General features: G+C 40.9%; 13 protein-coding genes and 2 riboswitches. Of the genes, 8 read left to right on the top strand and 5 right to left on the bottom strand.

Annotated features, from left to right (window positions below; genetic code table 11):
• On the bottom strand, positions 1-1,194 hold the full coding sequence (mtnK, locus tag ES896_RS11195; protein ID WP_135226809.1) for an S-methyl-5-thioribose kinase: 1,194 nt from the start codon (positions 1,192-1,194) through the stop codon (positions 1-3).
• 82 nt (positions 1,195-1,276) lie between these two features.
• A riboswitch (SAM riboswitch) is annotated at positions 1,277-1,434 on the bottom strand.
• Between the two features lie 166 nt (positions 1,435-1,600).
• Between mtnK and ES896_RS11200 the strand changes: the two genes are divergently transcribed.
• The 6 genes from ES896_RS11200 to ES896_RS11225 all read left to right on the top strand — a co-directional run bounded on the left by ES896_RS11200 (position 1,601) and on the right by ES896_RS11225 (position 6,637).
• Positions 1,601-2,791: a pyridoxal phosphate-dependent aminotransferase gene (locus tag ES896_RS11200; protein ID WP_135226810.1), complete on the top strand. Its 1,191-nt coding sequence runs from the start codon at positions 1,601-1,603 to the stop codon at positions 2,789-2,791.
• Positions 2,792-2,835: 44 nt separating this feature from the next.
• A riboswitch (SAM riboswitch) is annotated at positions 2,836-2,937 on the top strand.
• Between the two features lie 99 nt (positions 2,938-3,036).
• Positions 3,037-4,254, top strand: a complete 1,218-nt coding sequence (gene mtnW, locus ES896_RS11205; RefSeq protein WP_135226811.1) for a 2,3-diketo-5-methylthiopentyl-1-phosphate enolase — start codon at positions 3,037-3,039, stop codon at positions 4,252-4,254.
• Positions 4,255-4,950 (top strand): 2-hydroxy-3-keto-5-methylthiopentenyl-1-phosphate phosphatase, encoded by a 696-nt coding sequence (locus ES896_RS11210; RefSeq protein ID WP_135226812.1) that lies wholly within the window; start codon positions 4,255-4,257, stop codon positions 4,948-4,950.
• Complete coding sequence (locus tag ES896_RS11215) at positions 4,914-5,546, top strand: methylthioribulose 1-phosphate dehydratase (protein WP_099496475.1); 633 nt, start codon at positions 4,914-4,916, stop codon at positions 5,544-5,546. The genes ES896_RS11210 and ES896_RS11215 overlap by 37 nt, the downstream gene beginning before the upstream one ends.
• 16 nt (positions 5,547-5,562) lie before the next feature.
• The gene (locus ES896_RS11220; protein WP_019743068.1) at positions 5,563-6,093 is read left to right on the top strand and encodes a 1,2-dihydroxy-3-keto-5-methylthiopentene dioxygenase; all 531 of its coding nucleotides are present in this window, start codon (positions 5,563-5,565) and stop codon (positions 6,091-6,093) included.
• Positions 6,094-6,394: 301 nt separating this feature from the next.
• The gene (locus ES896_RS11225; RefSeq protein ID WP_008346101.1) at positions 6,395-6,637 is read left to right on the top strand and encodes an aspartyl-phosphate phosphatase Spo0E family protein; all 243 of its coding nucleotides are present in this window, start codon (positions 6,395-6,397) and stop codon (positions 6,635-6,637) included.
• Between the two features lie 51 nt (positions 6,638-6,688).
• Here ES896_RS11225 and ES896_RS11230 read toward each other — a convergent pair whose 3' ends face one another.
• A complete protein-coding gene (locus tag ES896_RS11230) occupies positions 6,689-8,188 on the bottom strand; it encodes an ATP-binding protein (protein ID WP_008346092.1) in 1,500 nt (499 codons plus the stop codon).
• A gap of 204 nt (positions 8,189-8,392) precedes the next feature.
• Between ES896_RS11230 and mhqR the strand changes: the two genes are divergently transcribed.
• The gene (mhqR, locus tag ES896_RS11235) at positions 8,393-8,848 is read left to right on the top strand and encodes a MarR family transcriptional regulator MhqR (protein WP_003211701.1); all 456 of its coding nucleotides are present in this window, start codon (positions 8,393-8,395) and stop codon (positions 8,846-8,848) included.
• Between the two features lie 186 nt (positions 8,849-9,034).
• Here mhqR and motB read toward each other — a convergent pair whose 3' ends face one another.
• The 3 genes from motB to ES896_RS11250 all read right to left on the bottom strand — a co-directional run bounded on the left by motB (position 9,035) and on the right by ES896_RS11250 (position 13,081).
• The gene (gene motB / locus ES896_RS11240; RefSeq protein WP_024719648.1) at positions 9,035-9,802 is read right to left on the bottom strand and encodes a flagellar motor protein MotB; all 768 of its coding nucleotides are present in this window, start codon (positions 9,800-9,802) and stop codon (positions 9,035-9,037) included.
• The gene (gene motA / locus ES896_RS11245) at positions 9,795-10,589 is read right to left on the bottom strand and encodes a flagellar motor stator protein MotA (RefSeq protein WP_008346088.1); all 795 of its coding nucleotides are present in this window, start codon (positions 10,587-10,589) and stop codon (positions 9,795-9,797) included. The genes motB and motA overlap by 8 nt, the downstream gene beginning before the upstream one ends.
• Positions 10,590-10,975: 386 nt before the next feature.
• The gene (locus tag ES896_RS11250) at positions 10,976-13,081 is read right to left on the bottom strand and encodes an ATP-dependent Clp protease ATP-binding subunit (RefSeq protein ID WP_058213826.1); all 2,106 of its coding nucleotides are present in this window, start codon (positions 13,079-13,081) and stop codon (positions 10,976-10,978) included.
• A gap of 245 nt (positions 13,082-13,326) precedes the next feature.
• Between ES896_RS11250 and ES896_RS11255 the strand changes: the two genes are divergently transcribed.
• Entirely contained in the window at positions 13,327-14,367 is a 1,041-nt protein-coding gene (locus ES896_RS11255; RefSeq protein WP_041092377.1) for a YkvI family membrane protein, read from the top strand.
• Positions 14,368-14,409: the final 42 nt, after the last annotated feature.

Here is a 14,409-nt window from a genome sequence, read left to right on the forward strand (position 1 = left end):
TCACTCCTTTACAGTTTGCTGGAATAATGCGACGAGGTCAGACGCTGTTTCCACTGCTTGATATTGTTTGATGAATGTTTTTCCTAGTGTAAGTGCTGCTTTTTTCTGCTGAAGCCTTCTAGAATGTGATGGTATCGCATCGAGATCAGCCGCATGCGCAAGACCGATGGTTCGGCGAACAAGCTCACAGCCAGCAAAGCCGGTGGCTTCTTTTAAAATACGGTCAAACGTTGTTTCTAAAAAGCTGTCCGATACACTAAACGCTTCAATACTGTCTTCTTTCCATGCTTTTGTGAACACTTCTTTGAATGTTGCCCACACGTTGACGACATGATCAAAAAGGTGCTGCTGATCCTGCTCATTCTCATGAGATAAAGCATTGATGAACAGATTGGCAATAAAGTGACCGATATCGAATCCGAAAGGACCGTAAAAAGCGAACTCTGGATCAATGATTTTCGTTTCCGTTTCGTTTGCAAAAATACTGCCTGTATGAAGATCTCCATGTACCAGTGTTTCAGCAGAGGTTAAGAAGATCCGTTTCAATTCGGCTGCTTTTGCTTGCAGTTCAAGATCAGCCCATAGTGCTTGTGCCTCTTCTCTTAATTCCTCTTCGAAGTTATTCGTTTCGCTGTCAAAGAAAGGATCTGTGAAGACGAGTTTTTCTGTAATGTCACAAAGATCAGGATTCGTAAACTGCTTTACGAATTGCTTTTTGATTTTAGGATTTGTGGCAAAGTCAGACGTGTAAAATAGTGTTTTGCCTAAAAATTCTCCGACATGATCTGATAAATACGAGTATTGTTTTCCGGCAATTAGCCCTTTTCTGACGATTTCAAGGTGTGATAGATCCTCCATCGCCGTCACTGCAAGAGCTGTATCCGAATAATAGACGGCTGGTACGAGATGTGGTGCATACTCTGATTGCTTGATGAGTGCTGCACTTTCAATTCTTGCGCGGTCTAATGTCAGCGGCCAGCTTTCTCCAACGACTTTTGCGTAAGGAAGGGCCTGCTTGATAATCAGTCCTTTTGCTTGTTTGTGATCATAAATATGAAAGACGTAATTTAAATTTCCGTCGCCAATTTCAGTACATGTCAAATGACTGCTCTCTCGAATCAAGCCAAGTCTAATGGCAAGTGCAACTGCCGAACTCTCTGTTAATTCTTCATATGATGCCGTAAGTGTAACCAATTGCTTCCCCTCCAAATCATATAAAAAAGCCTCTTTCTCCTGAGAGAAAGAGGCTTGATGGCGTGTATGCTCGAAGCCTCTCTTATCTCTCAGCACATACGTCTGATGGAATTAGCACCGTGCCCTATAAGACAATAAATTGTCTTGGCGCTGTTCTTGCTGCGCCCCACTTCACAGTGGTATTAACGGTCGGTTGCTGTTGGGGTCAAAAGGCCAAATCCCTCGCCCAACTCTCGATAAGAGAAATCAATATGTAATTGTTTCATGTCTGCTTGCATTTCTTAATTCTAGATATTATCAGAGCTGCAGTTCACATGTCAATCTTTTTTCAAAATTGCTTTACAATTCATAAAACAATCCATTACAGTGATTGTATTGTCACGTAACTTGAATAGAAGGTGAAAAAATGGAATTCCAGCAATCAGATGTATTGAAACATTTACCGAAACAATTTTTTGCGTCGCTTGTTCAAAAAGTGCAGAAGAAAATGCAGGAAGGGGCAGATGTGATTAATTTAGGTCAAGGAAATCCTGATCAGCCCACTCCTCCACATATTGTGAAAGCGATGCAGGAAGCGGTAGCAAAACCTGAAAATCATCAATACTCCTCATTCCGCGGGACAGCGAAACTAAAGAAGGCTGCAGCTGCTTTTTATGAAAGAGAATATGGCGTCACGCTTGACCCAAAAACAGAGATTGCCATCTTATTTGGAGGGAAAGCGGGACTAGTCGAATTGCCTCAATGTTTACTGAATCCAGGTGATACGCTGCTTGTTCCAGATCCAGGATATCCAGATTACTGGTCAGGCGCTGTGCTTGCCGGAGCTCGCATGGTCACAATGCCTCTTCTTGAACAAAATGATTTTTTACCTGACTACCACCAACTGTCTAAGGAAGATAAGAATCAAGCAAAATTGATGTACTTAAATTACCCAAATAATCCGACTGGTGCGACTGCAACCCGGACATTTTTTGAAGATACTGTTGCGTTTGCGAGTGAAAATAAGATGTGTGTAGTCCATGATTTTGCATATGGTGGCATAGGATTTGACGGCGAAAAGCCCCTCAGTTTCCTGCAAATAGACGGAGCAAAAGAGACAGGTATTGAAATCTATACATTGTCCAAAACGTATAATATGGCTGGCTGGAGAGTCGGTTTTGCAGCAGGGAATGCCTCTGTTATCGAAGCCATTGAGCTTTATCAGGATCACCTGTTTGTGTCACTGTTTAAAGCAACTCAAGATGCAGCAGCAGAAGCACTTTTAAGCGATCAAACGTGCGTCCAAGTACAAAATGATCGGTACGAAAAAAGACGAAACACTTGGATTGCTGCATGCAAAGAGATTGGCTGGGACGTCAGTGCGCCAAAGGGCTCTTTTTTTGCTTGGTTAAAGGTGCCTGAAGGGTATACATCTGAAACTTTTTCTGATGTATTATTAGAAAAAGCACATGTTGTTGTTGCACCGGGGAATGGCTTTGGTGCTCACGGTGAAGGCTACGTCAGAGTCGGTCTTTTAACAAGTGAGGAGCGGCTAAAGGAAGCCGCTGATCGTATCGCTGCCTTGCAGTTATTTGAAAAAAAGCCATTGACAACGTAAAAAAATGGTGCGATAATTCAGGCAATATTTAAGAAAATTGAATATTCTTATCAAGAGTAGGCAGAGGGACTAGCCCAATGAAGCCCGGCAACCGACTTCCATGAAGCACGGTGCTAATTCTTGCAGCAAGCGCTGAGAGATAAGATTCGGATGAATGAGACGAAACCTCTTTAACGCGCTGATCAAGCACTTAAAGAGGTTTTTTTATTGACCATATACAGGACGCAATCGAAAGGGGATTCCTAGTGAGTGAACTACTGGCAACATACGTATTAACACATCGAGAGGATGAACAAATAGACCGAAAAGCAGAGCAGATCGCACTTGGGTTAACGGTCGGGTCATGGACGGACTTGCCGCAGCTCAAAAAGGAGCAGCTGAAAAAACATAAAGGCCGTGTGGTGAGCGTAAAAGAACAGTCCCCCGCAATTGGTGGTCTGTATCAATCAGAGGTGACCATTGCTTATCCTGAGGCGAACTTTTCAGCTGATATACCAGCGGTGTTGACGACGATTTTTGGAAAGCTTTCACTGGATGGGAAAGTAAAGCTCGTCGATATCGAATTTTCGGAAAGGTTTAAACGCTGTCTTCCAGGACCGGTATTTGGCATTGAGGGGATACGAAAGAAAGTAGGCGTGTTTGATCGGCCGCTATTGATGAGTATTTTTAAAGGCGTGATCGGCCGTGATATGGAGGATTTAAAAGAACAGCTCCGCTTACAGGCTTTAGGTGGAGTAGACTTCATCAAAGATGATGAGATTTTATTTGAAAGCCCATTAGCGCCTTTTGAAGATCGAATCAAGGAAGGAAAAAAGATATTAAAAGAAACATATGAAGAGACAGGACATCGCACGCTTTATGCTGTTAATTTAACTGGGAAAACTTTTGATTTGAAGGATCGAGCAAGAAAGGCAGCCGAACTCGGGGCTGATGCGCTTTTATTCAATGTTTTTGCCTATGGACTTGATGTCATGCAAAGCTTGGCTGAAGATCCAGAGATCCGATTGCCGATCATGGCACATCCGGCAGTGAGCGGTGCAATGACATCCTCTCCAGACTATGGATTCTCGCATTCTCTTCTTTTAGGCAAATTAAATCGATATGCTGGCGCTGATTTAAGTCTTTTTCCCTCTCCTTATGGATCAGTCGCCCTTCCGAAAAAAGATGCCATTGGCATTTTCGAAGCATGTGTGAAAGAGGATACAGTTCAACAAACATTTCCTGTCCCTTCAGCAGGCATTCACCCGGGAATGGTGCCGATCTTAATCAAAGATTTTGGACTTGATCATGTCATTAATGCAGGCGGGGGAATTCACGGACATCCGCGGGGAGCAATTGGAGGAGGGAAAGCCTTTCGTTCGATCATTGATGCGGTGGTCAAAAAAGAGTCTATCGAAGAAAAAGCATCAACTTGTCAAGACTTACAAGCAGCACTTGATCTTTGGGGAAGGGTAGCAGAATAAATGAAAAAACCAATTGTATGTTGTGATTTTGATGGTACGATTACGAAAAATGATAATATCATTCGCATCATGAAGCAGTTTGCTCCAAAAGAATGGACGAAATGGAAGGATGGTGTTCTAGCAAAAGAGATCACGATCCAAGAAGGCGTCGGGCAGATGTTTCAGTTACTGACGAGTGATCAGAAAGAAGCCATTCGGTCATTTATTTTAGAGGATACAGAGATTCGTGAGGGATTTGAACAGTTTGTCGATGATGTCAAAAAAGCAGACATTCCTTTCTATGTACTCAGCGGCGGTATGGACTTTTTTGTCTATCCTATCCTTGAAGGGATTGTCGAACAAGAGAATATTTATTGTAACTATGCATCATTTAAAGAAGACCATATTCAAATTGAATGGCCGCATGCCTGTGATTCAGAATGCCAAAATGGCTGTGGCTGCTGCAAGCCTTCCATTATTCGAGAACTGACGCAGGAAGATGACTTTATTATCATGATTGGTGATTCAGTGACTGATATTGAGGCAGCGAAACATGCGGATCTCACGTTTGCGCGTGATTATTTACTGAACGAATGTAAAGAGCTAGGGCTCGTACATCAAGAGTATGAAACATTTGTTGATCTAAAAGCGCAATTTGATCAAATAAAGGAAGTGAAGGAATGGCAGACGAGAAGAGTAAACGCTGGAAGGAACTAGCAGACGTCAAACGTGAATTGGCACAAAGAGACTGGTTTTACGGAACGAGCGGCAATTTATCGATAAAAGTGTCGGATGATCCCATCACGTTTTTGGTGACGGCAAGCGGCAAAGATAAACGAAAAGAAACCGATGAAGATTTTGTTCTTGTTGATGCAGCAGGTCAGCCGGTTCATCCGAATCAGCCGCTCAGGCCATCAGCTGAAACACTGCTTCACACATACGTTTATGAGCGGACGAAAGCAGGATGTTGTCTTCACGTCCACACGATCGATAACAATGTCATTTCTGAGCTGTATGGCGATAAAGGAGAAATTCGTTTTAAAGGTAATGAAATCATTAAAGCGCTTGGTTATTGGGAAGAGGATGCAGAAGTTGCTGTTCCTATTATTGAAAACCCAGCTCATATTCCGCACCTTGCAGAGCAATTTGCAGTGCACCTGACGGACGATGCTGGTGCTGTACTCATTCGTAATCATGGCATCACCGTTTGGGGGAAAAGCGCATTTGAAGCCAAACGAGTCTTAGAGGCTTATGAATTTTTATTTACCTATCATTTGAAAGTAGCGCTTTATCAAAAGCAGCTTGTTAAATAAAAAGGAGGAAACACACATGGCGACCATTTACATTCATAATGAAGAGAACACGTTACTTGAGAACGAACAAGAGGTTCAGGCGTATTTAGAACAGCAAGGGGTCATTTATGAACATTGGGATATTGAAAAACTACCAAAACAGTTATCAGAAAAGTACGATTTAACAGATGATGAAAAGGAAGAAATTTTAACTGTGTTTCAAGAGGAAATAAAGAGTATTTCCGAGCGAAGAGGATACAAAGCGCAGGATGTGATTTCATTATCAAATGCGACTCCTAATCTGGATGAACTGCTTCAAAACTTTAAACGTGAGCATCATCATACGGATGATGAAGTCAGATTTATCGTGAGCGGTCATGGAATTTTTGCCATTCAAGGCAAAGACGGCGTCTTTTTTGATGTGAGACTGAATCCAGGTGATTTAATTTCTGTGCCCCCGAATATTCGTCACTACTTTACACTTCAAGAAGATCGTCAAGTCGTCGCAGTTCGCATATTTGTCACAACTGAGGGCTGGGTGCCAATTTACGAAGAAGAAACGGTTTAATAGTGGGAGCTGATCATTTCGCATGAGGCGGAAGATCAGCTTTTTTTTAGGAAAATAGACATAAAATGAGAGAGAAAATAGTTGATTTTGGTCTTCTGCATAGGATAAAATTCTGTTTAATCAATGTGTCAGTCCTGTCCAATTTTGAAGTTTACCCCCAGAATTCATTGGGTAAAAGGTCTTTAGGCTGTAAAAAATTAAATAAAATAAGCATATTTAATTTAATTTACAAATAAAGTATAATTTTGGTGTCGGATCATTTAGAGCGTAGACAGACGAATTCATAGCGGGAGCTGAGATCATGAATATTTATGTACGGAAAGAACAGCTACTAATGTCAATTGATGAAAAGAGAAGACAAATGGTAGAAGCTGCTCAAGTAGAAGGCTATACAGGCGAGACGACAATTAAATATAGTCAAGAACTGGACAACCTGATGAATGAGTATCAGTATCTTCTTTTTCATGAACAACAATCTGTTGCTTCCTTTCATGATCTTGTATCACAAATGAGTCTCCTTTCTGTCAATCGTCCTTCTTATTGACATCAAAAAACCGGTCTTGCCATTAGCAAAACCGGCTGAATGCTTCAGCTATTAGTGTGCAGAAGGGAGCATGATGATCACGGTTGTTCCTTTATTCACTTCGCTCTCGATATCGATTGTCCCCCCATACATCGAAATGATTCGTTTACACACAACAAGCCCAAGACCTGTTCCTTTTTCTTTCGACGTAATAAAAGGGAGGAAGATATGTTTCAGCATCTCTTCTGGTATACCTTCACCTGTATCTTTCACTTTTATGATGACCTGTTCTTTTTCAGCCTCAATGACAATCTTCAAATGACCGCCATTTGGCATCGCTTCTAACGAGTTTTTCGCTACATTCAATACCACTTGTTTAATGTGATCCTTCGTGCAATACACGCCAACATCTTGAATGGTATTGATTTGCAAATCAACCTCGACATTATAAAGATTCGCCTCAGAAAATACAATGGGCATGATCTCACTCACAATTTCTTTCACAGAATTATTTTGCCACTTTTCAGCCGTTGGTTTTCCTAGTACAAGAAACTCACTGACGATTTGGTTAATCCGTTTAATTTCTTCCTCGATGACAGAAAAATAAAGCTGATCCTCTTCTGAACGATACTTCTTTTGCAAAAGTTGAATAAACCCGCTAATGCCTGTTAATGGATTGCGAATTTCATGAGCTGTACTTGCCGCAAGTGTTCCAATGAGTTCAAGCTTTTGTGCTTCATTTTGGTGGCGTTCCTGCTGGGTTTGTCGTCTTAAAATGATATATTGGACGAGTGTGAATAAGATATTTAAGAGAATAAATGCACTGGATAAAGGAAACAGCATCACAGACAGGACTTCACTTGTTGTCGCACGCTGCGGAAAAACCTCCAGCTTCCAGCTGTTTTCATCTAAATATGTAGACACGGTGCTATCACTTTCAGATGCTGGCTGTGGACCACTTGTAAACACAACGTCTCCATTTTGATTCAGCATCTTAAAATGAAGCTCTGGGTTTAATACATTCATAATATTTCTTAAATAATCAATTTGAATCGCAGCGACTAGCACATCCGTGACTTCGTCGTTTTCATTCAAAACAGGGACACAAATGGAGAGAATCCGCTGCTTAGTAATGCGGCTTACATAGTTATCTGTAATGACGGTCTGTTTTGTGACTTGAATACGTTTAAAGTAATCTCTAAATGACAGGTTGATTTTTTCCTTTAATGGTGTGGTGCTGGCTGTGACATTTCCTTTTTGGTCTAGGAGATACAGGCCTGAAAAACGAGGTTCTTGTTTATAGATTTTCTCTAGGATGTTTTGTACTCTTTTCGTTTCAAGCGGCTGGTCAAATCCCATGGCAAGGGAAGTTAATCTTGCTTCTGTTTCACTGATTAAATAATTCATTTGGTTTTTGTGAATATTTAACATAAGTGTAGCGGTTTGTTTGTTTTTTACATCAATTTTCTCAGTTTCTTTTTCGTAGATAAAATAACTAATGATGAGGGTTGGAATCACGACCAAAATAAGGTAAAGCTTGATCTTCTTCCAAAACCCTTTCAGTATACTCATGATTCATCGCTCCAACGTATTACCTAATAGACTTATTATAGCATTGAACCTATCTTTATTACGATGACTTGTGAGATTTTTAAAAAATTAGGTGATTCGTTCTGGTCTCTTTTTCATGCTAAAAATGGTTCAACATGTTGACATTTTACTTATTGTTTATTAATGTCACATTAGTGGGTTGCATTTCATAAAGGATGATAAAAAATGGAAAATCATAATGTTGAGAAATCTTTGAAATTATTTATTGTACTATCACGTGCCTATCGCTCCATTAACCACCACATGAACAAACATATTGTGAAGCACGGTCTGAATCCGACTGAATTTGCTGTATTAGAATTGCTGTATCATAAAGGTGATCAGCCGCTTCAGCAAATAGGTGATAAGATCTTACTCGCAAGCGGAAGCATCACGTATGTGGTTGATAAATTGGAGAAAAAAGAACTCCTTAGCCGGAAAGCTTGTGCAGAAGACCGCAGGGTGACATTTGCACATATTACGGAGCAGGGAAGAGCTTTACTTGATGACATCTTCCCAGATCATGCAAAAGAGATTCACGAGATGATCAGTGTGCTTAGTGAAGAGGAAAAGGATGCCTGCATCGATATGCTCAAACATGTAGGACTGCGTGCCAAGCATTTATATGATCATAAAGAATAAACACATAAAAAAGGAAGCCGTTGGCTTCCTTTTTAGTATGTAGACTAATCCTCGCATATGGTGTCAGTCCTGCGCACCGATAAACGCCAAGCGCTTTCAATCGCGCTCATAAGAAAGACAAAGGGCTAAAATAAACATCATTTTAGCCCTTTGTCATGATCTGAAAGGAAGCTGCTGGCTTCCTATTTATTTTGCTTTTTTCTCAATTGGCAAAATAAGAACTTCGACGCGTCTGTTTTTACTTCTGCCTTCTGCGGTATCGTTAGAGGCAATCGGTTTAAATTCACCGTAACCTTTTGTGCTAAAGTTCTCTTGGTCTAGGTTGCTGTTTTCAAGGAGAATATTTAAAAAGTTGACCGCACGAATGGCGCTTAAATACCAGTTGGATTCAAATTCAGAATTCCGAATCGGAACGTTATCTGTATGTCCGCTAATGACGATGTCACGAGCAGGGTTAATGACGAGCAGCTTGGATATTTCTTTGGCTAACGGAACATCCTGCGAGCGGATCACCGCTCGCCCAGAATCAAAGAAGATGCTGTCTTCAATTGTAATAAGCAGACCTTCATCCGTCAGCTTTGTTTCAAGCTTCGAACCAAGTTTTTTATCCGCAATGAATGAATCTACTTGCTTTTTAACCTTTGTTAATACCGCTTGGTCACGAGCTTTCGCTTTTGCTTCTTCTTCTTCATCTTCTGCTGATTTTTTGGTTTGATTACTGTTTTCTGTTTCTTCGGTGCTCTGCATGCTTGATTGGTCCATTACGCCAGTGCCGCCAGTAAAGACAACATTAAACGATTTAGCCATCTGTTCATATTTTGCCGCATCAATGGAGCTAGATGCAAACAGCACAATGAAGAGGGCGAGAAGAAGCGTAAGAAGATCAGCGTAAGGGATCAGCCAAGACTCATCTACATGGTCTTCATGATCATGTTTTTTACGTTTCCTAGCCATTCTGTTTTTCTCCTTCTTCAATGACAAGATTTGCACGTTCTTTTGCTGGTAAGTACATCAGAAGTTTTTGCTCAATGACCTTTGGAGACTGGCCTTCAAGGACAGAAAGAATCCCTTCAATCATAATGAGACGAAGCTTTACTTCTTCTTTTGATTTACGCTTCAGCTTGTTGGCAAATGGATGCCACAACACATACCCTGTAAAAATCCCTAGCAGTGTGGCGACGAAGGCAGCACTAATCGCATGTCCAAGTGCTTCAATGTCTCCCATGTTTGCAAGTGCGGCAATAAGTCCGACAACGGCACCAAGTACCCCTAGAGTCGGAGCGTATGTACCAGCTTGTGTAAAGATTAATGCGCCTGACTGATGTCTCTCCGACATGGCATCGACTTCTTCTGTTAAGACGTCGCGAATAAATTCAGCACTTTGACCGTCAACCGCCATGCTTAAGCCGTTCTTTAGAAAATCGTCATCGACTTCCTCAAGATTTGCCTCTAATGCCAAAAGACCTTCACGACGAGCAATTTGTGCCCAGTTTGAAAATAGAGGAATCATTTCTTGTATCGTTGGAAGCTTGCTATCTTTGAAAATTTTGCCGAATAATTTTGGTGTTTTCTTAATTTCACTAGATGGGAAGGCAATGACAACAGCTGAAATTGTCCCAACCACAATGATCAATATAGCCGCCGGGTTGATAAGAGCGGTTAGACTCACACCTTTCAAAACCATACCGACACTCAGTGCAATAAATGCTAAAATAATACCAATTAACGATGTTTTGTCCATTATCTCACCAAATCCTTTAACTATCTTTTTCTATAGTTAATATCGGTGTCTTCTAGAAGGGTTTTAGTCAGAATATAAAATTAAGACAGTTTATGTGAAGAAATTTTGACGAAAGCGCTTTCTAGAAGCCGTAAAAAAAGAAACTCCCTCATATAAAAGGGAGTTTTCAACTTCATCTTTTTTGAGCTGTTTCATCTAAGAGCAATTCTTTTAATTTTTCTTCATGTATGATTTTGATCAAATCGTAGTTCCAATTGATCATGTGATCCATGTGCTCCACCTCTTTTTCTTTTATCGTAAAGGAAAAGAGGCGGGGGAGCGTCAGCGCTCAGATGGATTTTAAACACTGTAACATGATGGAGCTGAAGATCCTCCTTAGGATGTACTTAGCTCTTTTTCACAACAATTTCGTCATGTTCAACATCGACTGTAAATCCAGTAAGTTGTTCTTCTTCAAGTAAGATGTCCGTCATTTGATCCTCAACATGCTCTTGAATCGTTCTTCGTAACGGACGAGCCCCAAATGCTGGATGATAACCAAGTTCAGCGATTTTTTCTTTCGCTTCGTTTGTGACGTGAACAGTTAGATTTTGTTCTTTTAACTGCTCTGACAAATCTTTGAGCAGAAGATCCACAATTTTGACTAAATCGTCTTTATCTAATGAATCAAACTGAATGATGCTGTCAAAACGGTTCAAGAATTCCGGTTTGAAATAAGCGCTCAGTGAATCAATCAATGATTGTTCTTCGATGGCTTCTTCTTGTTCAGACTGGAATCCGACTTTGACCGCTTTTTTATCTGTGCTGCCAGCGTTACTTGTCATAATGATGACTGTGTCTTTAAAGCTGACGGTTCTGCCTTGGCTGTCTGTTAGACGGCCATCTTCCATGATTTGAAGGAACATATGCTGGACATCAGGGTGCGCTTTTTCGATTTCATCGAGCAAAATGATGCTGTATGGTTTTCTGCGAACCTTTTCCGTGAGCTGTCCGGCTTCATCATGTCCAACGTAACCAGGAGGAGAACCGATGATTTTGGACACGGAGTGTTTCTCCATGTACTCACTCATATCTAAACGAATGATCGCTTCTTTTGAGCCAAATAATTCTTCCGCTAATGTTTTAGACAATTCGGTTTTCCCGACGCCTGTTGGCCCAACGAAAAGGAAGGAGCCAGTTGGTCTGTGTTTTGATTTTAAGCCGGCTCTGCTTCTTTTTACGGCTTTCGCCACTTTTTCAACCGCATGTTCCTGACCAATGACGCGGGCTTTTAAGCGGACATCAATTTCTTTCATTTTTGTTTGTTCGTCTGCTTGTAGTTTGCCGACAGGGATACCTGTTTTTTGTTCTACAATCGACTGAATGTCCTCAGCTGTGACGACATGTTCTTTGTCATTTGTTTTGTTTTGCAATCTCGCTTCAATCGCTTCTTCTTCGTCTCGAAGCTTCGCTGCTTTTTCATAGCGTTCTTCATTTAAAGCAGCTTGTTTTTCAGCGGCGATCTGCGCAAGACGGTTTGTTAATTCATCTTCACTTGCTGCATCAATGGAGAGATTCGCTTTTGAACCTGCTTCATCCATTAAATCAATGGCTTTATCTGGCAAGTGGCGGTCTTGAATATACCGCGAAGATAATTGAACACACGCTTTAATGGCTTCGTCAGAATAGGTGACGCCATGATAGGCTTCATACTTATCTTGAATGCCTTTTAATATCTCGAATGCTTCATCTTGTGTTGGCTCATCAACCATGACGGGCTGGAATCTGCGTTCAAGGGCAGCATCTTTTTCAATCTGGCGATACTCTTTTAATGTTGTTGCACCTACTAACTGCAGTTCCCCTCGGGCCAGAGCTGGTTTTAAAATGTTTCCGGCATCCATTGACCCTTCGGCAGAGCCTGCGCCTACAAGAAGATGAATTTCATCAACGAATAAGATGATATTTTTCCGGCTTTGCAATTCTTTGATTAATTGCTTCATCCGTTCCTCAAATTGACCACGTACACCTGTGTTTGCCACAAGTGAAGAGACATCTAATAAATAAACTTGTTTGTTCTTTAATTTATTTGGTACATCTCCATTTGCAATTTTTAGTGCTAGTCCTTCGGCTATGGCCGTTTTACCAACACCAGGTTCACCAATGAGGACAGGATTGTTTTTATTTCTTCTATTTAAAATCTCAATGACTCTTGTGACTTCTTCATCACGGCCAATGACAGGATCAATTAAACCAGCATGTGCGCCATCCGTTAAATTCCGGCCAAGCTCGTCTAGCAAGCCTTTTTGTTTAGGCCGCTCTTGGCTCGTCGCATGTCCTGCTTGCTCAGAGAAGAATGAACCACCTCCGAAAAGGTTAGGACCCATTTTCATTTTTGACTGTTCCATCAAAGAGGTATAGCAGTCTTCACATAAAACCATTTGGCTACGGGACGAATTTACTTGCATATTCAGGCGAATCGTTGCTTCATTTACTTGACAATGTTGACAACGCATGAGCCAAGACCTCCTTAAAATAAAGTTTGACTTTATTTGACCAATGAATGTTAAATAAAATGGTCTGTTGTTTGACCATCTTTGACTATAGTATACTCTGACCTATTTTGACTTTCAACTGTTTTGCTCATAGCTGAATGAAAAATCCTTTTTTGCATTTAATCATGGTTTGTCCTTCTTTTCAAGGAACTTGTCTCATAGGATAAAAAAGAGACAATCGAAAGTGATGGGTGCGGAGGGGTCATATGAAACGTTCAAATGAATCCGCTTTTCAGCTTGCCTTTGTATATGTAGGAACAGTGGTTGGAGCTGGGTTTGCGACAGGAAAAGAAATCGTAGAATTTTTTGTTCGTTTTGGCTGGATTGGATTGATCGGGATTTTGATTAGCGGTGTTATTTTTACCGGCCTTGGCGCAAAAATGATGCTGATTTCCAAACGAATTGAAGCGGAGTCTTATCAAGATATGAATCGGTTTTTATTTGGAGCTGCTGCGAGTCGATATATTAACATCGTCATGTTTTTTATCTTACTAGGTGTGACGTCAGTGATGATTTCTGGAGCAGGCGCTATTTTTGAAGAACAACTTGGCATCTCAAAAGAATATGGTATTTTTTTAACGATTATTTTAAGTGTCATTGTCCTTTTTAAAGGGTCAAAAGGGTTATTTGGTGTCAATGTACTTGTCGTTCCCATGCTGATTTTCTTTTCGCTGATTGTGTTTCTAGACTCATTTGTGTTTAGTAGCGGTGAAAGCCACGTTCTAGGGCTGCAAATGGGAGAGGGCGAATGGATGTTGTCTGCGATTTCATATGGTGCATTTAATTTAGCGCTATCTCAAGCCGTATTAGTGCCGGTCGCAAACGAAATGACATCCGAAGCCGTGATAAAAAAAGGAGCGGTGCTTGGGGGACTGATGCTGACACTCATTCTGCTCGCCTGCTTTTTATCTCTTTCTTCATTAGATATGCTGGAGTCTTATGATATCCCGATGGCCCAAGTGGTGTATCAAGTCGCAAACTCCATTCATCTCATCTATTTATTCGTGATCTTTGGTGAAGTCTTTACATCCGTTATAGGGAATTTATACGGTCTCGAAAGACAGGTGAGGGCGTATATCCGATTGAACAGTATGTATACGATATCCTTTATTCTGCTTTGCTGTTATGTGATCAGTAAAATTGGATACGGCACACTCATTTCAACGGTTTACCCTGTTTTTGGCTATGTCAGTATCTTTTTTATCCTCTTTCTTTGTCTGAAAAAAGTGCCTGCATCAGGTGATTAAGTAAAGAAGGGATAGCTTGTACATCAATTATGTGGTACACTA

The organism is Bacillus sp. 005/A4HT-01/001 (assembly GCF_004634445.1).
Taxonomy (GTDB): domain Bacteria; phylum Bacillota; class Bacilli; order Bacillales; family Bacillaceae; genus Bacillus; species Bacillus altitudinis.

Coding starts and splice junctions, on each gene's coding strand:
- ES896_RS11200 (WP_135226810.1), top strand. CDS start 1,601: ATGGAATTCCAGCAATCAGATGTATTGAAACATTTACCGAAACAATTT.
- ES896_RS11210 (WP_135226812.1), top strand. CDS start 4,255: ATGAAAAAACCAATTGTATGTTGTGATTTTGATGGTACGATTACGAAA.
- ES896_RS11215 (WP_099496475.1), top strand. CDS start 4,914: ATGGCAGACGAGAAGAGTAAACGCTGGAAGGAACTAGCAGACGTCAAA.
- ES896_RS11220 (WP_019743068.1), top strand. CDS start 5,563: ATGGCGACCATTTACATTCATAATGAAGAGAACACGTTACTTGAGAAC.
- ES896_RS11225 (WP_008346101.1), top strand. CDS start 6,395: ATGAATATTTATGTACGGAAAGAACAGCTACTAATGTCAATTGATGAA.
- ES896_RS11230 (WP_008346092.1), bottom strand. CDS start 8,188: ATGAGTATACTGAAAGGGTTTTGGAAGAAGATCAAGCTTTACCTTATT.
- mhqR (WP_003211701.1), top strand. CDS start 8,393: ATGGAAAATCATAATGTTGAGAAATCTTTGAAATTATTTATTGTACTA.
- motB (WP_024719648.1), bottom strand. CDS start 9,802: ATGGCTAGGAAACGTAAAAAACATGATCATGAAGACCATGTAGATGAG.
- motA (WP_008346088.1), bottom strand. CDS start 10,589: ATGGACAAAACATCGTTAATTGGTATTATTTTAGCATTTATTGCACTG.
- ES896_RS11250 (WP_058213826.1), bottom strand. CDS start 13,081: ATGCGTTGTCAACATTGTCAAGTAAATGAAGCAACGATTCGCCTGAAT.
- ES896_RS11255 (WP_041092377.1), top strand. CDS start 13,327: ATGAAACGTTCAAATGAATCCGCTTTTCAGCTTGCCTTTGTATATGTA.